Genomic DNA, 18880 nt, shown 5'->3' on the forward strand with positions numbered 1-18880 from the left:
TGTGTTGCTCGGTCCCGAAAGGGGATGTGACCCTCGATATATGACATGTCTCGCACATCATTTTCGCAAAGTATGCCTAAAAAATGTGCGAAGCTGGAACTCGGGCGGGGCGCATGCGGAAAAACATGCAGCAGGGAAGTTTGTTTCTATACAAATGAATTTTTCCGCGCTTTTATGTGACTGGAGGATGAAGCGCGTCGCCTGCCGACCGCAACAAAATAGGAAAATCGGACCCCGTTTGAGGGGCAATAGAGAATGTCGCGGGCTGCGAGGCGCGGTCCGTGAACAGGCGGGTTATGCCTGCCGAACGCAACAGGGAAAAGACGAAAGGAACGCCATGAAACGCCGCCAATTCTTCGCCACGCTCACGGGTCTGACGATGCTTGCCAGCCTTCCGGCAACCTCCGCGCTTGCGCAGGATGCCTACCCCAGCGAACCGATCCACATCACCGTGGTCTGGCCCGCGGGTGGCGGGCATGACCTGGTGGGTCGCCTGATCGGTCATGAGCTGTCCCAGATCATGGATACCGCGGTTGTGGTCGACAACGTGACCGGTGCCGGCGGATCGACCGGCATCCGCCATATCGTCGAGGCGGACCCCGACGGCTACACCATCGGCGTGATGGGCCTGCACGCCGTGTCGCAATCCTTCATGAACCCTGCAGCACCCAGTGCTCGAAGGTCTGGATCCGCTTGCCTACGTCAGCGACGAGCCCGGCGCGATCGAGGTGAGCGCCGACATGGGGATCGACACGCTTGCCGATTACGTCGCCGCGATGAAGTCGGACCCGATGGCGCTGATGAACGGCAACGATCCGCAGGGCGGCAATTCCTTCATCTTCGCAAGCGTCATCCCGGATGCGCTGGGGGTGAACATGATGAAGCTTCCCTATCCCGGACATGCCCCCACCGTGACCGCCCTGCTGACCGGCGAGGTCCAGACCGCGACGCTGCCGGTCCCGCCGATCCTCGAGCACGCAAAGGCCGGAAAGGTGAAGGTCCTTGGCGTCGCGTCGGAACAGCGGCATCCGCAGCTGCCGGACGTTCCGACGTTCAAAGAGCAGGGCTACGATGTCGTGGCGAACGATTTCGTCATGCTGGTGGCGCCGGTCGGCATTCCGCAGGACGTCCGGGCCAAGCTGGAAGAGGGCCTGCTGCAGGCCATCAACAGTGCGGGCTTTACCTCGGCTGCGACGGACAATGGCCTGGTGCTGCGCCCGGGCGGTGCCGACCTGGCGGCGGAAGAGCTCGCGAAACAGGTCGATCTGGTCTACCCGATCCTCGAGGGCGCCGGCCTTGTTGCCGAGGAACTGAAGCGGCAGTGACGCCCGTGAACGGGGCGTCGACCACGCCCCGTTTCCAGACTCACGAAACAGGAGCCAGCCATGACCCCGCCCATCGAAGACTCCGCCCGCAAGACCTTTGCCGCCGGCCTTCTCTTTCTCTTCATGGCGGGTGCGGGTTGGCTTCTGCTCCGTCATAGCATCGCGCTGTTTTCCGGAAACCAGATGCCGGGCGACCCCGGCCCCTTTTTCCTGTCCCAGCTGTGCCTGATCATTCTCGCCACCGTGGGCTTCGTTCTGCTGGTGATCGGAGCCTGGAGCTGGGCGCGGGACGCACAGCGCCACCGACACACAGGGGCCATCGTGGCCATGCTGCGAGAGTGGTCGCTTTCGGCGGGCTTCGTGCTGACATTGCTGACGATGCCCGCGGCGATGCGCCTGCTGGGAACCCCTGCCGCGGTGGCGCTCTTTTCGATCTTCTGGATCTACGTCCTGCTGGTTTCGATCAGCGGCCACTCTTGGCGAAACCTGATCGAAGCGGCGGCCTTCGGCACGGCCACCGCCGCGTTCATCCATCTTTTCTTCGTGCGTCTGCTGACGCTTCCGCTGCCCGTCTGAGAGAGGACCGAACCGATGCTGCTTGAGTCGTTCTTCACTGTTCTCGCCGATTTCGCCACGAGCCCTGCCAAGTTGGGCCTCGTCGGGCTTGGCGCCATCCTTGGGCTGGTTCTGGGGGCCATACCGGGGATTTCATCGACGATGGCCCTGGCGATCCTCATGCCGGTGACCTTTACGATGGAACCCGGTGTGGCGATCCTGTTCCTGATCTCGGTCTTCATGTCCAGCGTCTACGGCGGTTCGATATCGGCCATCCTGATGAAGCTGCCCGGCACGCCGGCGTCGATCTTCACCCAGATCGACGGGTATCCGATGGCCCGGGACGGCCGCGCCGGGCATGCCCTGAACTATGCCTTGGTGGCTTCCACCGTGGGCGGCATGGTCGGGCTGGCCCTGCTGGTCGTGTTGGCGCCCGTGCTGGCGGATTTCGCGACGAATTTCCGCAGCCCCGAGTTCGCCGCCGTGGCGCTGTTCGGCATCGTCATGCTGTCCTTCGCGTCCAACGGCTCGACGCTGGTGGCCAGCGCGGTCGGTTTCGTCGGCGTGCTTCTGGGGATGGTGGGCTTCGATGCGCTTACGGATGCGCAGCGGATGACCCTGAACCAGCCCATGCTGCAATCGGGGCTGAACCTGATCCCGGTGATCATCGGCCTGTTCGGCCTGGGTGAGATCCTGCAGAACCTTGTGCGCTTCGGCGACACGCCCGCCGCCCGGCCCGCCATTGGCAAGGTGATGTTGCCGTTTGCCGAGCTGGTCAAGCGCTGGAAGGTCATGCTGCGGGGCTCGGTGATCGGCACCTTCATCGGGGCGATCCCCGCCGCGGGATCGGCTGTGGCGGTTTCCATCGCCTACGCCCAGGAGCGGCGGTTGTCGAAGGAGCCCGAGAAATTCGGCACCGGGCACCCGGACGGCCTTGTCGCGCCGGAGGCGGCAAACTCTGCTTCCGTCGGTGGTTCGCTCATTCCGCTGATCGCGCTGGGGGTTCCGGGGGACACGATCACCGCCGTGCTGATGGGCGCGCTGATGGTGCATGGGCTGACGCCCGGGCCCCTGCTCTTTGCCAACGATCCGACATTCGTGTCCTGGATCTATGTCTCGGTGCTTCTGGCGCTGGTGGCCACGCTGGTGCTGGGCCTTGCCATGATCCGCGCCGCCGTGCTGGTGACCCGCATTCCGCCGCAGCTGATGTATGTCTTCATCGCGGTGTTCTGCGTCATCGGTGCCTTCGCGATCCGCAACGACATGAACGACGTCTACGTTATGGTTGCCTTCGGTGTGGTCGGTTTCGTTTTCTCGCGCATCGGCCTGCCGGTGACGCCGCTGGCCTTCGGGCTGATCCTTGGCCCGATCCTGGAAGAGAACCTGCGGCGCAGCCTGATGATCAGCCAGGGGTCGTGGAAGATCTTTATCGACCGTACTCGATCTCGGCAACCTTGCTGGCCGTCTGCGTGCTTCTGGTGGCCCTGCCGCTGATCACCGCCTTGCTGCAACGCGTCTACGGGCCGCTGGCCGGGAAGAAGGGCGGGAAGGTCCCCAGTAATTATCCCGGTGAATAATTGTTCTTGAGGGATTGGCGCTGCACCGGTTAGGAGGGGGAAACTCTGAAAACCGGATAGCGCCATGACCTCCTCGAACATACGCCGTAAGCCGGGCCGTCCGAAAGAGGGGCCGGAACTCCGCGAGGTGATCCTGGACAGGGCCGAGTTGCTCTTTGCCGATCATGGCTTCAACGGAACCAGGGTGCGGGAGATCGCAACAGAGGCCGGGGTCAACCAGGCGCTCGTGCGCTACTACTTCGGCTCCAAGCAGGATCTGTTCGATGCGGTGGTCCGTCGGCGCGGCAGCGTGATTTCGGGTGCCCGGCATGTGCTGCTGGACGACCTGCTGTCGCGGGACGTGGCGCCGACCGTCTCGGAACTGGTGCGCTGCTATCTAACACCCCAATGGGAAATGAAAAACTCGGGCCCGAACGGCGCGGCATTCGTTCGCCTGCAGGCGCGTTTGCATGCCGAGCAGGAAGACCATGCCTTCCGCCTGCGACGCGAGGTCTATGATGCCTCGGTCAAACGCTACATCCAGGCGCTTTCAGAGGTACTGCCGGAGATCCCGAAAGAGATCATCTCGACCCGGATGGCCTTTGCCGTGGGCACCTACATGTTCATGCTGAACGACCTCGGGCGCATCAACGACATGACCGAGGGGCAGGTCGGGGACCTCGGCGGTGCCGCGCTTCTGGATCAGCTCGAAGCCTTCCTGTCCGCCGGTCTCGGCGGCGCCGCTGAACAGGTAGATGACCTGGAGACCAAATACGTTTGTATGCGAATGATTTTCGTTGAAATTATACGTATGACTAATTATGCAGGAAGGTGCGTTGATTTCAGAGGTGAGAATCATGACCCCGATCCGAATTGGCCAGATTGTGCCGTCTTCCAACATCACGATGGAGACGGAGATTCCGGCGCTTTTGCGTGCGCGAGAGGCGGTAGCGCCGGAGCGTTTCACGTTTCATTCGTCGCGGATGCGGATGAAGCATGTGACGCGGGAAGAGCTGGCGAAGATGGATGCGGACAGCGACCGCTGCGCGCTGGAGCTGTCGGACGCCAGGGTGGACGTGATGGGCTATGCCTGCCTGGTTGCGATCATGTCGATGGGGCATGGCTATCACTGCACCTCGCAGGAGCGGCTGCAGGGCGTGACCCGCGACAATGACGCGGAGGCGCCGGTTGTGACCTCCGCCGGGGCTCTGGTCGAGGGCATCAAGGCGATCGGTGCAAGGAAGGTCGCGGTGGTGGCGCCCTACATGAAGCCGCTGACCGAGATGGTGGTGGACTACATCCGCAACGAGGGCATCGAGGTGGTGACCTGGCGCGCGCTGGAGATCCAGGACAACCTGGCGGTGGCGGCGCATGACCCGATGAACCTGCCCGGCATCGTCGCGGAGATGGACACCTCGGAGGTCGATGCGGTGGTGCTCTCGGCCTGCGTGCAGATGCCCTCGCTGCCTGCGGTTTCGACGGTGGAGGCGCAGGTCGGCAAGCCGGTGCTGACCGCCGCCATCGCCACGACCTGGCAGATGCTCCGGGCGCTGGATCTCGACACGCGGGTTCCGGGCGGCGGCACGCTGCTCTCGGGCGCCTACTGAGGAGGGTGGCATGAGCTTCGGGTACAATATCCACGCCAATGGCATCCGCCAGCACCTGATCCGCTGGGACGGGCCGGAGGGCGCGCCGCAACTGCTGCTGATCCCGGGGATCACCTCGCCCGCGATCACCTGGGGCTTCGTCGCCGAACGGCTGGCCGAGCGCTTCGAGGTGCATGTGCTGGACGTGCGCGGGCGCGGCCTGTCGGAGACGGGCGACCTGGATTACACGCTGGATGCGCTGGCCGATGACGCCATCGCCATCGCCGTGACCATGGACCGTCCCGTGGTGATGGGCCATTCCATGGGCGCCCGGATCGCCATTCGCGCCAATGCCCGCGACCCCGAACCCTTTGCCGGTTTCCTGCTGGTCGACCCGCCGATGTCCGGGCCGGGCCGCCGCGCCTATCCGTCGCAATGGCCCTGGTACGGCGACAGCATCGTGATGGCGGCGCGCGGCTGTTCGACCGAGGAGATGCGGGCCTTCTGTCCGACCTGGAGCGACGAACAGGTCGCCCTGCGCGCGGAATGGCTGCATACCTGCCACTGGGGCGCGATCCGCATCGCCTTCGACGGGTTCCACACCGACGACATCCATCAGGACATCCCCGGGATCGCCAAGCCCGCGCGGCTGGTCATCGCGGGGGGCGCCACGGTGGTCGACGCGGTCGACCAGGCCGAGGTCGCGCAGCTGAACCCGGCCATCGAACAGCGCATCGTGGCCGGTGCCGGCCACATGATCCCCTGGGACAACCTCGAGGGCTTCCTCGGGGCGGTCATGGACTTCGACCTTCAATAAACCGGGAATAGGGAGGATCCGTCATGGATCATGCAAGCTTTACCGACATCTGCCTGCACCAGCTGAAGATGTCCGGGGTGCGCAAGGACGAGCGCCTGATCGTTCTGACCCAGGGCAATGACCGGCTGGACTATGCCGATGCCTTCATGGCGGCGGGCCGCATTCTGGGCGCCAACATGTACCACATGCGGCTGCCCGCGCCGCCCGTCGTCGGGTCCTGGGCGGTGGGTCAGACCGGCCTCGCGGCGATGCCCGAGGCGGTCGAGGCGCTGAAGAACTGCGACATGCTGATCGACTGCGTGTTCCTGCTGTTCAGCCCCGAACAGTTCGCCATCCAGGCCGCCGGGACGCGCATCCTGACCGCGGTCGAGCCGCCGGAGCTGCTGGCGCGGATGCTGCCCAGCCAGGAGCTGCGCGAGAAGGTCGAGATCGGGGCCGACTACCTGGCACGGGCCAAGGTCATGCGCATCACCTCGCCGCATGGCACCGATGTGACCTACAAGCTGAACACCTATCCCACCGTGGCCGAATACGCCTGCACCGACGAGCCCGGGCGCTGGGACCACTGGCCCTCGGGCTTCGTCTTCACCGGCGGCGACGACGACGGGGTGGACGGGCAGATCGTGGTGGCGCCGGGCGACGTGCTGCTGCCGCAGAACATGTATGTGCGCGACCCGATCACCTACACGATCGAGAAGGGCTGGATCACCGACATCCGCGGCGGGCTGGATGCGGAACTGGTCAAATCCTACATGGAGGGCTTCAACGATCCGCGCGGCCTGGGCATGAGCCACGTCGGCTGGGGCATGAACCGCGACGCGCATTGGCATGGCATGACCCCGGGCGAATTCCCCGGCGGCATGGGCATGGAGCCGCGCAGCTTCTACGGCAACGTGATGTTCTCGACCGGCCCCAACAACGAGCTGGGCGGGCCCAACGACACCGCCTGCCACCTCGATATCCCGATGCGCGGCTGCTCGCTGTTCCTCGATGACGAGCCGATCGTCATCGACGGCGATCTTGTCGTCAAGGAGATGCAGATCGCGCGCCGCTGAGCGCGGCCCCCCCAAAGCCAGCGCCGCCTCTGTCCGGGCCCGGGGTCCGGCGGGGCGGGCGCCCCATTTACGGAGGACAGGACATGTCCCAGCAACAGGTCTATGCCGAGGCCGGTTTCGGCCGTACCGGTGCCGCGCGGCAGCCGCCCGGCCATCGTGGTGGTGGATTTCTCCTACGGCTTCACCGACACCCAATACCCGACCGCCGCCGACATGTCGGCCCAGATCGCGGCGACCCGCCGGTTGACCGAGGCCGCCCGCGCCGCGGGTTTCCCGGTAATCTATACGGTCATCGCCTTCCAGCCACTGGAGCTTGCGACGCTGCCCTCGGCTGAAGAAGGCCACGGGCATGGCCGCCCTGACGGTCGGGTCGCGGCTGGTCGAGATCGACGCCGCCACGGGCATCCGCCCGGACGACCCGGTGATCGTCAAGCACGGCGCCTCGGCCTTTCACGGCACCAATCTTGCGGGCCTGTTGACCGGCGCCGGGGTGGACACGGTGGTGGTCACCGGCGCCACCACCTCGGGCTGCGTGCGCGCCACCGCGGTGGATGCGGTGCAATCGGGCTTCACCGTGCTGGTCCCGGCGGATTGCTGCGCCGACCGAGCCCGCCCCCCACACGACGCCGCCCTCTATGACATCGACCAGAAATACGGCGACGTCACGGACGCAGACGACATCCTCGCTTGGATGGCCACGCTCTCTGCCTGAGAGCGGTCACCACGAGGGCAGGAAAGGGGCGCGGGTTGCGCCCCTTTTTTTGTATTGTCAGGCTTGGGATCGACCCGGGACACAGGGAAGGGCGGCCCCGGAACGGGACCGCCCCTCGGCGTGACCGGATCAGCCAAGAGCGGCTGTCATCGGATCGTAGGCATAGACCCAGGCCGGGTCTTCCGGCTCTTTCAGCCAGGTGTTCGCATTCGAGATCGTCTGGACCTTGGTCGCCCGGTCGCGCCGCGTGTTCTCGTAGACCTGGAAGGCATTGGCATAGTCGCCGATGCCGGTTTCCGTCAGGCAGCGCGTCAGCACGGCGGCATCCTCGATGGCCATGCAGGCACCCTGAGCCATGTGCGGACGCATCGGATGGCAGGCATCACCCAGCAGGCACATCCGGCCACGGCTCCAGAGGTTGAGCGGATCGCGGTTCCAGAAAGGCCATTTGGTGACGGTTTCGGTGGCGTCGATCAGCGCCTGCACCATCGGATGGCCGCCGCCGAAAATCGCCTCCATCTCTTCGCGGGAACTGTCGACGAAGCCTTCCTCGTGCGGCCAGCTGTCGACCGGAACGCCGGTGACGTAGTAATATTCGGATCCGTCGCCTTTCGTGGCGTAGGCCATGATGTGGCGCGACTGCTCCCACCACCATTTGACACAGGTCTCGAACTCCAGGCCGCTGGCCCGCAGCTTGTCCATGTTGAGCAGCGCCCGGTGGCCGATCCAGCCGCTGTAGCGCGGGCGTTCCTTGCCAAGCAGTTTCTCGCGCAGAAGCGAGTTGATGCCATCCGCGCCGATGACGATACGCGCCGCGATCTGCTGACCGTTTGCAAAGGTCATCAGCACGTCGCTGTCGCGCTCTTCGATTTCGGTCAGCCGGTGATCGAAATGGACCTGGTTCTTTGGCAGGACATCGATCTGTTCGGCATGCAGGTCACCGCGGTGGATGGTGATATAGGGCGCGCCGTATTCCTTCTTGGCGTGGTCGCCGAGGGGGATGCGCGACAGATATTCGCCCGTCGTGCCGTCCCGGGAAAACCAGAAATCGGGATGTGCGCCGATCTCGGCAAGGCGATCTTCGAGCCCGATCTTGCGGAAGATCTTCATCACGTTGGGGCCGATGTGAATCCCGGCGCCAAGGCGCGTGAACTCGGGTGCCTGTTCGAAGCAATGCACGTCGAAGCCCGCATCGACCAGGAGAGCGGCGGCGGCCGCGCCACCAAGGCCAGCTCCGATTACGGCAATGTCTACGGTGTCGATTGCGGTCATGGTTTCCTCTGTCCTTTAATCATTCGTGTACAAACAAATATCACGCAATCGACGATCCGGGAAGAGTCTTCTTCAGGGCGTTTAAACCTCTCGAAAACAGAAGGTTAATCTGATCTCCCGACCGGAGGGCCGGGGACCACGCCTAGTGAGGGCCGTTCTAGGGGTCTGCCCGAATCTGTTTGAACCGCAGGAGCGCGACGGGCGCTTCGGTGACGACGAGGGTCGGCATGCCGTCGACCGGCCTGGCGGGGTCGGGCAGCGGTTTCGCTTTTGCCCGCCGTGCATCGCGTGCGGCTCGGCGCGGTGGCCTATCGGCATGTGCAGGCAGGTTTTGTCCGGCGCCGGTGCAAAGGCCGCGCCGGAAGCGTGGCCGCTCTTCGGTCAGGTCAACCGGCGCCCGGCGCCTTGCCGGTCCTGCGGCGGGCCGGCGGCGGGATGCGGCGCGGCTTGGCCATTGACGGGGCCGGAATCGCCGGGGCAGGTCCGCCGCTCAGTTGTGGTCGCAGCCTATCTGGAAGCCGCTGTCGCAATGCGCGATCAGGCGTTCCGTGTCCCCGGCGCTCCAGTCTTCGGGCGCGGTGAGGGCGACCCAGGGCTCGACGTAGTCGCGCCCGTAATAGGAGTGGCCGTATCCCGCCGGTGCCGTCGTCGCCAGGGCCATGTCCACCGCCAGCTGAAACTGCGTGACGACCGGCATGAACCGCATTTCCGGCGACACATCCGGCGCCGGGGGCTCGGTCATCCAGACCGGAGGCCGGAACACCGAGGCCGGTTCGTAGAAGACAATCGGATCGCTGGCGTATTGCAGAAAGACAATCCGCATGGCGCCCCAGCCGTCCGGGCCGAGGGCGTTCTGGTAATTGGACGCGAAACGCACCAGCCGCCCGTCGCCGAGAACCGGGGCGACGTAGGGGCTGCCTGCGTTGCGGGAGGCTACCACCGCCCGCCATTTGGCCGAGGGGAAAGGCGACCCGGCCCAGAGCGCGCCGTCGATCGGATCGTCGAGCAGCGCAAAGAGGTCGGTGCCGTACATCGAGGACCAGGCGCCCAGGCTGAGGCCGTGAATGTAAAGGCGCGGGCGGCTGTCTTCGGGCAGCGAGCGCCAGTAGCGGTGTACCGCGCCGATAAGCGCCTCGGCCTGGTCGAGACCGGCATCGGTTTCAAGGATCAGCGCAAGCGGGGATTGCAGGTAGGAATATTGCGCGGCCACCGTCGCGACATCGCCGCCATGCATGTATTCGACCGGGTCGAGCGCGCCCGGGTCGAGCCAGCCGGTGCCGGTGGGCAGGGCGACGATCAGGACTTCGCGCTGAAACCCGCCCTGCCTGCGCAGCTCTTCCAGCGCGATCCGGGCGCGGGCCTCGGGGCTTTTGTCGTCGGCAAGCCCGACATAGACGCGGATCGGCTGAAGGGCGGCGCGCCCGGTAAAGGCGGCGATATCGGCGGCCTTCGGACCGGATGTCACGAAGTTGCGGCCCGGCTGGCCAAGCGCGCTCCAGTCGACAAGGGAGTCCGCGCCGCCCGTCTCGATGCCCTCCGGGATCGGCGGGGCGGTCTCGAACAGCGCCTGCGCGGTGGTGTAGGATCTGTCCAGCGCACCGATGACCCGGTCGAGCATGCCGTCGCGCGTGACGACAAGCAGCAGCAGCCCGGTGACGGCAAGCCCGGCGACATTCGCGGCCCGCGGCGGCATGTAGCGGTAGAGGCGGGTGCGCACCCGGTCGAACAGCCACTGGACCGCCAGGCCAAGGACAAACAGCAGCACGAAGACGGCGATCGCCAGGGCCAGCATCTGCGGCGTATGCGAGGTTTCCAGCGGCGGCATCTCCATCCGTTCGCGGACACCGTTCTGCCAGTTGCGCGCCCGGGAAATGCACAGAACAAGCAGGATCAGGAAGGGCAGGACGATGGCGACCCGCAGCCGCATCAGCGCGCGTCCGGTCGCCTCGGGCAGCTCCAGCAACCGCCAGATCGACAGCGCCGCGCGTCCGATCAGGTATCCCAGCGCCATGACAAGCCCGCCAAGCGCCCCCTGCACGACCCAGCCGCGGGGGATCAGCGTCGGCGTCAGCGACGCGGCGAAGAACAGTAGCCCAAGCGTCAGGGCCAGAATGTAGAAACGGGGCATCTTCATACCGGGCTCTCCTTGGGCAATGGCCGCCAGCCGGTCAGCGCATCCAGCAGCGCGACGGCAAAGGCCGCCGAAAAGGCGCCGGTCAGGGTCAGGGCGATCCGCGTGAAGGCAGCATAGCCGGCATCCTGGGTGCTGAGCGCCCCGGCGATCAGCGCCAGCATCACCGAGAAGGCATATTGATAGACCATGCTGGGATGCGGACCGAACAGCATCTTCTGGCCCAGCCACAGACCACCCAGGAAAATCAGCCCGAGGATGATCGGCAGATGCGGCGACAGGGTGAACACCATCAGGGCCGCAAGTGCCAGCGCGGCGCCGAAAAGGGTCGCGCGCAGGCGCTGGAAGGCTTCGGAGAACACCGCCCGGCGTGTCGGGAACACCAGGACCATCGCAGCGATCACCGCCATCATCATGTCCGAGGGCTGCATCACGGCGTAAAGCCAGAAGCTGAGCGCAAGCAGGACGGTTGCCCGGATCGCGGCGCCCGTGACGGCATTGCCATGGCCCGGCGTCGGATCGTCCACATGCTTGTCCCGGGTTCGCGCGGGCACCAGCAGGTAGACCAGCGGTCCGACCACAAGCGCGACAAATGCGGCCTGCACGAAGCCGTCGCGCAGGGTCTCGACCGTTGCGCTGCCATGCATCCCCATCACCGACATCAGCACCGTGACGATGACGATCAGCATGCCGGTCTGTGCGCCGGACCGCAGGACCATCAGGAACCCGGCGAAATAGAGCCCCCACATGGCCGTGACATAGGCCAGCGGCATCGGGCGCAGCGTCTCGACCAGCCAAGTCATGATCCAGGGCAGTACGATCATCGCGCCGACCCCGCCCAAAAGCTTGGCCGGATCGAAGGCCCGGCGCTGCCCCGCGATAAGCCCCACCGGCAGCGCAGCGATGATCGGCGGCAGCGCGGGATCGATCAGCGGGATCGCCGCATAGGCCAGCGCCCCGGTCAGGCCAAGGCGAAGGCCGTAATGCGGGTCGTCATCGACGTTGGGGCGGGGTGTGACATACATGTCAGTGCAGGTAGCTGGTCCAGGACCGCAGGCGCTGCATCCCGCGGGCCAGCAGGGCGATGGGGCCACCCTCGCTGCCATTGGCAAAGATCACCGCATGCACCTTGCCGCCGACCCGGGCACTGCGCGGCCAGGCCTCCATCCCGCCGATCAGCTCTATCCGCACCGGGATGCGCCGCGCGGGTTCGAACCAGCGGTTGCTGGGCTGGTTCACCACAAGCCCGTCCTGCACGCTTCGGCCCGGGCTGATGCCCCAGGCGATGCTCTGCACCCGGCCTTCGAAGATTTTCCCGGGCCGGGCGTCGAAAAGCAGGCGGGCGGGATCGCCGGGGCGCACCGCCTGCAACTGGTTTTCGCGCAGATCGACGGTGATCCAGGCCGCCTCGGCGTCGATGAAGGTCAGCGCCGGATTGCCGGCGCCGACAAACTGGCCTTCGGACAGGGTCACATTTGTGACGACGCCCAGATGCGGGGCGGTGACGGTGGTCGAGGCCAGATCGTATTGCGCCTGTTCCAGCTGTGCCTCGGCGGCGCGAATGGCCGGGTTGTCCCGGCCTTGCGGGCCTAGCTGGGCGCGCGCGCTTTCCAGGTTGGCCTCGGCGCTTTGCAACTGGGCCTCGGCCTCTGCAACGCTGGCGCGGGCCTGATCTCCCTGTGCCTTGGCCGCGATCCCGCGTTCCTCCAGCCGGAAGGTGCGCTCGGCTTCGGCGCGGGTGGTGTCGAGCGCGGTGCGCGCCTGGGTGACGGCAGCCTGTGCGGCCACGAGAGAGGCACTGGAGGCGTCGATGTTCTGCAGCGCGGTTTCCAGCTGCGCCTCGGCCTGACGCACCGCGAGCTCGAAGGGGCGGGCATCCAGCGACAGCAGCGGATCGCCGGCCTGCACCACGGCGTCATCCTCGACGAGGACCGCCACCACCTCGCCGGACACGCGCGGCGCGACCTGCACCACCTGCGCCGATACGATCCCGCGCGAGGACGACGGGGTCAGCCGGTCGGTCGTCGCGTAGAGCGCCACCAGGGCGACCAGCACCAGGACAGTGACGACAGCCACCCGCCGGGCTGACCCCTGGCTTTGCTTCTCTGCGGCATCATGGGTCATTCGGACTCACTTCCTTTCCTGCTCGGGCGGGGATACCGCGCGCATGAATCTGAGCGTTGCCGCCGTGCCCCTGCCGAGATCCCGCGCGGCCTGTTCCGTCGGAGACAGGTTACCCCGGCCATCCGACACCAGCCAGCCTTTTGAAATCAGGTCCTTGACCTTGCGGCGCACGGTTTCGCGCGGGATGTCCGAATACAGAGAAACCGAATGCGTGTTCACGCCGGTCGATGCCCCGGTGCCCTTGTCCAGGGCCGCATAATGTCGCTCGGCGATCACCGCCATGATCAGGCCCTTGTCCAGATCGTTGTCCAATTCCCGGCGCAATACGATCAGTAGCTCTGAAAAAGCCCTGACATGCGCACGAAACGCCACTGCATCATGGGCCATCAGGCTCCCTCCCTGCCACCCCTCAAAGGGCATAGTCCGCATTCACATTACCCATTTCGGGGAATTTGGCCATGCCATCCGCTTGCCGTGCCGGGACGGGCGCCCGACATTGGTGGGCAGAAGGCAGGAGGGCCCCGCCATGGACGATCCGCAGCGCGTCAGCCTGAAAGGGCGGCGGCGGGCGGACCCGACTGATCACAGCGCAGGCCCGAATGGCGTGGCGTCATCGCGAAAGGACCGGAATGAATGAAACCCAGCTTCCTGAATGACCAAGGACAGAGTATCCTGAAAGCTGCACTCTTCGCGGCGGTGATCAACGGCGCGATCAATGGAGTCATACAACTGTTTCTGCTGCGCGCGCATACACCGCTGATGCTGACCGTCGACGGGATCACCAACGACGCGCATACCGTGTTCGGCACGGCGGTGACGCTGGCCGCCGTCTTGGCGATGATCCTGACGGTTGTCGGGCATGTCACGCTGAAGGGCCCGAAACGCCGCTTCTGGCCGCATGGGCTTCTGCTGACCCTCTGGCACGGGCTGCTGGCCTTCGGCGCCGTCGTGTCGGCCGCTGTCCTGTGGCAGCGCTTCGCGGGCTCGGTCGAAGTGTCCTTGTTGACGGCAAGCGCGATGATCGGTCTGATCGCGGCACTGGTGGCCGGGGTCATTACCTACAGAACCAACATGGCCAGCCGGCTACAGCCGGTGCCTGCGCAATGAAACATGGGCGAGGAGACAAGAAATGTCCGCGAAACGAAATGCACTGTTCGGCACATTCATCGCCGCGCTCATGTCCTCGGGCGGCGTGATGGCACAGGATGCACCCGCCTCGGCACAGGCGTCGAATCCCGAAACGCTTGGCTGGATGCAGGGGTTTCCGCCGCCCGATGACCGGATCATCCGTTTTACGGATCCCGATTACTTCGCCTTTCCGAAGCTGCGCTGGACCGTGTGCAACTTCCGCGCGCTGATGCCCAACACCGCCGTGCGCAACGGTTCTGACGGCGCCGATGTGCTGCCGGTCGCGCTTGATGCCGGGATCGACGACCTCAGCTTCACGCCGCTCGGCTCGGACGAGACGATGACCTGGGACGAGGCCTTCGACGCCAACTATACCGACGCCATGTTGGTCATGCACCGCGGGCGCATCGTCTACGAACGCTACGACGGCTGCATGGCCGAGCAGGTTCTGCACGGCGCGATGTCGGTGACCAAGTCCATCACCGGCCTGATCGGAGAGGTTCTGGTTGCCGAGGGCCGCCTGGATGAAAGCGCGCTGATGGCCGACCTGATCCCGGAGCTGGCCGATAGCGCCTTCGGCGATGCGACCGTGCGTCAGGTGCTGGATATGACCACCGCGCTCGACTACTCCGAGGACTACGCCGACCCCGAGGCCGATGTCTGGACCTATGCGCAGGCGGGCAGCACCCTGCCGCCGCCCGAGGGCTATGAGGGGCCGCGCAGCTATTTCGAGTTTCTCGAAACGGTCCGCAAGAACGGCACCCATGGCGAGGCCTTCGGTTACCGCACGATCAACACCGATGCGGTGGGCTGGCTGATTGCCCGCACCACGGGAATGACCGTGGCGGATTGGCTGGCGGAAAATGTCTGGACCCGGATCGGAGCCGAGCGCGAGGCGTTCTATACGGTCGACTCCATCGGCACGCCCTTCGCGGGGGGCGGGTTCAACGCCACGCTGCGCGACATGGGGCGGCTGGGTCAGCTGATCCTGAACGATGGCGTCTGGAACGGCGAGCAGATCCTGCCCGCCGCCGCCATCGCCCGCATTCGTGAGGGCGGCGACAAAGAGGCCTTTGCCAAGGCCGGCTATGACCTGCTGCCGGGCTGGAGCTATCGCGGCATGTGGTGGGTCAGCCATGACGACCACGGCGCCTTTGCCGCGCGCGGCGTGCATGGCCAGACCATCTGGATCGACCCGAGCCGCCGAGATGGTGATCGTGCGCTTTGCCTCGAACCCGGTGGCCGGAAATGCCGCCAATGACCCGACATCGCTGCCCGCCTATCGCGCGGTGGCCGATCACCTCATGGCGCAGCAGACCGCCCCTGTGTTGCAGGGCCCGGACTGGATCATCGAGGATATCGACGGGCGCGGGGTCATCGACAGATCGCCCGCCAGCCTGAACTTCGGCGCCGATGGCCGCCTTTCGGGCAACGGAACCTGCAACCGTCTGGTGGGGTCCTACAGCGAGGCGGACAATACGATTGCGCTTGAGCAGGTTGGCACGACGATGATGGCCTGCCCGGAGGCGCTGATGGAACAGGAGCGCCGCCTTCTGGACATCCTGCAGGGAGAGGTCGCCTTCGAATTCACCCAGGAGGGAGCCCTGATCCTGACCGGACCGGATGGCCGGACAATCCTGGCGCGGCGGTGACGCCCGGGGCTGCGCGGGATGTGCAGCCTGTGGTGCCGGTCAGAAGGGCCCGTCCCCCGGCGCATTGCGGGGGGTCGGGCCATGTCGGGCGGGTGCCGCCCCCGTCACGGAATGAAAGGCGCAACCGGTCAGGAATGCAGGCCCATGCGCAACGACACCTTGAACGGACGTTGACGAAGGGACCACAGCCAACGCCGCGGCGGCGTGGAAGCGGTCACCCGGATTTGCGCCGATCCTCACCGGGGAAACCTCGCCGCCGTTGAGGCCGACGCGGGGGCTGTCGCGCCCCCTGCCGTGGCCCATCCTTCGAACCTTCTGGCATCGCGATGGGCCTGCGTGTCCCGGTGCCGCGATGCCCTCGATGCCTCTGTCACCGGGGCCGGACTCTCCGGCTCTTGTGGGCCGTCGGCTGCATGGAGGTCGGCGCGCGGGCTCTCTCGCGGTAGACGACGTAAAGGCCCGAGGCAAGAATGACGGCGATCCCCAGCCAGGTCATCCGGTCCGGGAAGTCTCCGAAGACCAGGAACCCCGCGGCGGTGGCACCGATGATCTCGAGATACTGGAACGGTGCCAGAAGCCCGGCTTCCGCGTGGCGAAAGGCTTCGGCGATCAGGACATAGCTTCCGGCGGCAAGAAGGCCGCTGCCCAGGATGAGGGCCCAGTCCGCCGTCGCAAGGGCGCCCGGGGCCGGTGGAACAATGCCAGCCGCGCGAAGGCCGAGGGACAGCGCGACCAGACCGAGGCAGGCATAGATCGTGGCGCCGCACTGGACGGTCAGACCGGAGCGGCTGCGCGAGGCGCGGCGCAGGACGATCATATTGAGCGCATAGGAGGTGGCGGCGAGCAGCGGTAGCAGCGCGGCGGTCTCGAACTCGGCGCCGGGCCGGATCACGATCAGCGCACCGACCAACCCTGCGCCGACCGCTGCAAGGCGGCGGGGGCCAACGGTTTCGCCAAGCAGGGGACCGGCCAGCACCGTCAGGATCAGGGGCTCGACGAAGAAGATGGCAATCGCGGTGGCAATCGGCATGACCGCGAAGGCGCTGATCAGACTGACAAGCGTGATCATCACCAGCAGGCCGGACAGTGCAACGACCGGCGAGAACATTGCGCCACGGAGGCGCCTGCGCATCAGCACCGCCGCGGGCAGAAGGAAGGCCGCCTGGGCGAGGACGCGCGCGGTCGCGACGTCGGTCGGGCTCAGCTTCTCCGTCAGAAGCTTCGACAACGTGTCGCTCAGTGGCAGCAGGAACATTGCCACGGCCATGCAGGCCATTCCTGCGAAAGATCCGGTCCGCATGGTCTGCGACCGGTCGGGCGAGGCAAGAGACATAGGACACCTCATAGCTTCAGGCTCCGCGCGATGGTGCGGAAGCAAGTCCGGGCGTTCAGGACATCGGTTGACAATATCGGGGTTGGGCAGCGGAAGCTGCGACGCCATCGCATGCTGCTTTGCACAGCGCGTATAGGGGGCTTCAAGGGGCTTGTCCAATCCGGAGAGCAGGCAGATTTCTGGCCCGACCGCCGGGTGTGGCCGATGCCCTCGGGCAAGTGCGCCGGGACGGCATGCGGCCCGCGCTTCGAGGGTTCGGACTGGCGGATAGGCCGGATCGTATCCCGGCCTGCGGCTGCGATCCTGCCGGTTCGGGCGATGGCACCGCAGGGGGCTTGCCCTCGGCGGCGTGCAGATCTGCGATGTCCCCCGTGCAAGCAACCGATGGGGGCGCTGACCCATCGGTTTGTCGCCCCCTTTCCGGCGGGCCAGAAGGGCCGTGCCGCCAAGGACGGCGAAGCGGATCAGGGGTGGGATCGCCGGTTGAGGGGCCCCGGGGGCATGGGATCGGCGGCAGATGCAACCCGGGCTGCCGGAAGGCGACGGTCATCGCCTTCCCGGCTTTTCGGGCAAGGGTCGGCGCGGGTCTTCGAACCGGTCTTGCGACCGACGGCGCTATGCCGTGCAGTCGATCAGAACCTTCACATTCGCCTCGTCCCGGGCGGCGATCAGCTCGAAGACCTGTGCGGACTGGCTCAGCGGCAGGGTGCGGGTGATCAGGCGTTCAAGATCATCTGCCAGGGTCATCGCCAGATCGATGCTGCGGCGGAACTGTTCGCGGGTATAGACGCGCGAGCCTACCAGGCGCAGCTCCTTGAAGGCGATGTCGAGCAGCGCGACCGGGCAGGGGGATTTGTGCAGCGATGTCAGGCAGATGGTGCCGCCGGGTCTGGCGATCCGGGTCATGTCGCCTGCGGCATCGGCCACGCCTGCGCATTCGAAGACCACATCGACACCGTCACCGCCGGTCATCGTCTGGACCTGCGCCGACAGGTCCTCGTGGCGCAGGTCGACCGGCTGGAAGCCCAGATCCCGCGCCAGGGCCAGCCGTGCAGGATCGACGTCCGACACCAGGACAGAGGCTGCGCCGGCTTGCCGCGCGGCAAGCGCGGTCAGCAGGCCGATCGGGCCAGCGCCCAGAACCGCAATGCGGTCCGCAAGCCCCATGCCCGATTGTTCCACCGCGCGCAGCGCCACCGCCATCGGCTCGACCAGCGCCGCAATGCGGTTGTCCATCTCTTCCGGCACCGCGAAGAGCATGTCTTCGTCCACCGCGAGATATTGCGCGATGCCGCCATCCCCGTCGATGCCGATCAGCCGGAGGCTGTTGCAGACATGGGGCTTGCCGGTGCGGCAGGGATGGCAGGTTCCGCAAGAGAACAGGGGATAGGCCACCACCCGCTGGCCCGGGCCGAAGCGGCTGCCGGGGGTGACGACTTCGCCCACGAATTCGTGCCCAAGGATCAGCGGCGCGGCGGCGCGCGGGTGGCTGCCGGAATGGATGCCGATATCGGTGCCGCAGACACCGCAGAGCTGCAGCTTCAGCAGCACCTCGCCGGGTTTGGGCTGCGGTTGCTCGGTCTCGCGGACCTCGACGGATTTCGGTCCGGTATAGACAAGGGCTTTCATGGGGC

Annotated in this window: 17 protein-coding genes and 2 pseudogenes; 11 read left to right on the forward strand and 8 right to left on the reverse strand. The window is 66.0% G+C overall.

The annotated features are described in order from the left end of the window. Positions 1-172: 172 nt before the first annotated feature. The gene (locus tag ABFB10_RS00695) at positions 173-634 is read right to left on the reverse strand and encodes a hypothetical protein (protein WP_347164913.1); all 462 of its coding nucleotides are present in this window, start codon (positions 632-634) and stop codon (positions 173-175) included. Positions 635-671: 37 nt separating this feature from the next. Here ABFB10_RS00695 and ABFB10_RS00700 point away from each other — a divergent pair, with 37 nt between their 5' ends. The 8 genes and pseudogenes from ABFB10_RS00700 to ABFB10_RS00735 all read left to right on the forward strand — a co-directional run bounded on the left by ABFB10_RS00700 (position 672) and on the right by ABFB10_RS00735 (position 7606). Continuing rightward, positions 672-1325 carry a Bug family tripartite tricarboxylate transporter substrate binding protein gene (locus ABFB10_RS00700; protein WP_347164914.1) on the forward strand — a complete coding sequence of 218 codons (654 nt, stop codon included), beginning with the start codon at positions 672-674 and terminating at the stop codon, positions 1323-1325. A 60-nt stretch (positions 1326-1385) separates the two neighbouring features. Continuing rightward, complete coding sequence (locus tag ABFB10_RS00705) at positions 1386-1901, forward strand: tripartite tricarboxylate transporter TctB family protein (RefSeq protein ID WP_347164915.1); 516 nt, start codon at positions 1386-1388, stop codon at positions 1899-1901. Between the two features lie 15 nt (positions 1902-1916). Further along, positions 1917-3374, forward strand: coding sequence for a tripartite tricarboxylate transporter permease (locus ABFB10_RS00710; RefSeq protein WP_347164916.1), 1458 nt, complete (start codon positions 1917-1919; stop codon positions 3372-3374). 147 nt (positions 3375-3521) lie between these two features. Beyond that, positions 3522-4154, forward strand: a pseudogene (locus ABFB10_RS00715) (TetR/AcrR family transcriptional regulator); the annotation flags it as partial. 139 nt (positions 4155-4293) lie between these two features. Next, positions 4294-5043 (forward strand): maleate isomerase, encoded by a 750-nt coding sequence (gene ndpH / locus ABFB10_RS00720; protein ID WP_488175600.1) that lies wholly within the window; start codon positions 4294-4296, stop codon positions 5041-5043. A 10-nt stretch (positions 5044-5053) separates the two neighbouring features. Further along, a complete protein-coding gene (locus tag ABFB10_RS00725) occupies positions 5054-5839 on the forward strand; it encodes an alpha/beta fold hydrolase (protein WP_347164918.1) in 786 nt (261 codons plus the stop codon). 23 nt (positions 5840-5862) lie between these two features. Continuing rightward, complete coding sequence (locus ABFB10_RS00730) at positions 5863-6894, forward strand: 2,5-dihydroxypyridine 5,6-dioxygenase NicX family protein (RefSeq protein WP_347164919.1); 1032 nt, start codon at positions 5863-5865, stop codon at positions 6892-6894. A gap of 83 nt (positions 6895-6977) precedes the next feature. Then, positions 6978-7606 (forward strand): annotated as a pseudogene (locus ABFB10_RS00735) (isochorismatase family protein). 129 nt (positions 7607-7735) lie between these two features. On the opposite strand, the gene ABFB10_RS00740 reads toward ABFB10_RS00735, so the two are convergent. The 5 genes from ABFB10_RS00740 to ABFB10_RS00760 all read right to left on the reverse strand — a co-directional run bounded on the left by ABFB10_RS00740 (position 7736) and on the right by ABFB10_RS00760 (position 13520). Continuing rightward, complete coding sequence (locus ABFB10_RS00740; RefSeq protein ID WP_347164920.1) at positions 7736-8878, reverse strand: FAD-dependent monooxygenase; 1143 nt, start codon at positions 8876-8878, stop codon at positions 7736-7738. 490 nt (positions 8879-9368) lie between these two features. Beyond that, positions 9369-11012, reverse strand: a complete 1644-nt coding sequence (locus tag ABFB10_RS00745; protein ID WP_347164921.1) for an alpha/beta hydrolase — start codon at positions 11010-11012, stop codon at positions 9369-9371. Beyond that, the gene (locus ABFB10_RS00750) at positions 11009-12034 is read right to left on the reverse strand and encodes an FUSC family protein (protein WP_347164922.1); all 1026 of its coding nucleotides are present in this window, start codon (positions 12032-12034) and stop codon (positions 11009-11011) included. The genes ABFB10_RS00745 and ABFB10_RS00750 overlap by 4 nt, the downstream gene beginning before the upstream one ends. Position 12035: 1 nt before the next feature. Next, positions 12036-13133, reverse strand: coding sequence for an HlyD family secretion protein (locus ABFB10_RS00755; RefSeq protein ID WP_347164923.1), 1098 nt, complete (start codon positions 13131-13133; stop codon positions 12036-12038). A 6-nt stretch (positions 13134-13139) separates the two neighbouring features. Further along, positions 13140-13520 carry a hypothetical protein gene (locus ABFB10_RS00760; RefSeq protein WP_347164924.1) on the reverse strand — a complete coding sequence of 127 codons (381 nt, stop codon included), beginning with the start codon at positions 13518-13520 and terminating at the stop codon, positions 13140-13142. Between the two features lie 246 nt (positions 13521-13766). On the opposite strand from ABFB10_RS00760, the gene ABFB10_RS00765 reads away from it, so the two are divergent. The 3 genes from ABFB10_RS00765 to ABFB10_RS00775 are packed head-to-tail and all read left to right on the forward strand — an operon-like array spanning position 13767 to position 15913. After that, positions 13767-14240 (forward strand): hypothetical protein, encoded by a 474-nt coding sequence (locus tag ABFB10_RS00765; protein WP_347164925.1) that lies wholly within the window; start codon positions 13767-13769, stop codon positions 14238-14240. Between the two features lie 22 nt (positions 14241-14262). After that, complete coding sequence (locus ABFB10_RS00770) at positions 14263-15522, forward strand: serine hydrolase domain-containing protein (protein WP_347164926.1); 1260 nt, start codon at positions 14263-14265, stop codon at positions 15520-15522. Further along, positions 15470-15913, forward strand: coding sequence for an META domain-containing protein (locus ABFB10_RS00775; protein ID WP_347164927.1), 444 nt, complete (start codon positions 15470-15472; stop codon positions 15911-15913). Before ABFB10_RS00770 ends, ABFB10_RS00775 begins: the two co-directional genes overlap by 53 nt. Positions 15914-16283: 370 nt before the next feature. Here ABFB10_RS00775 and ABFB10_RS00780 read toward each other — a convergent pair whose 3' ends face one another. Both ABFB10_RS00780 and ABFB10_RS00785 read right to left on the reverse strand, forming a co-directional pair. Next, complete coding sequence (locus tag ABFB10_RS00780; RefSeq protein WP_347164928.1) at positions 16284-17180, reverse strand: DMT family transporter; 897 nt, start codon at positions 17178-17180, stop codon at positions 16284-16286. A gap of 681 nt (positions 17181-17861) precedes the next feature. Beyond that, positions 17862-18875, reverse strand: a complete 1014-nt coding sequence (locus ABFB10_RS00785; RefSeq protein WP_347164929.1) for a zinc-dependent alcohol dehydrogenase — start codon at positions 18873-18875, stop codon at positions 17862-17864. Between the last annotated feature and the right edge of the window lie 5 nt (positions 18876-18880).

Source organism: Ponticoccus litoralis, from assembly GCF_039769985.1.
In the GTDB taxonomy this organism is placed as follows: Bacteria; Pseudomonadota; Alphaproteobacteria; order Rhodobacterales; family Rhodobacteraceae; genus Ponticoccus; species Ponticoccus litoralis.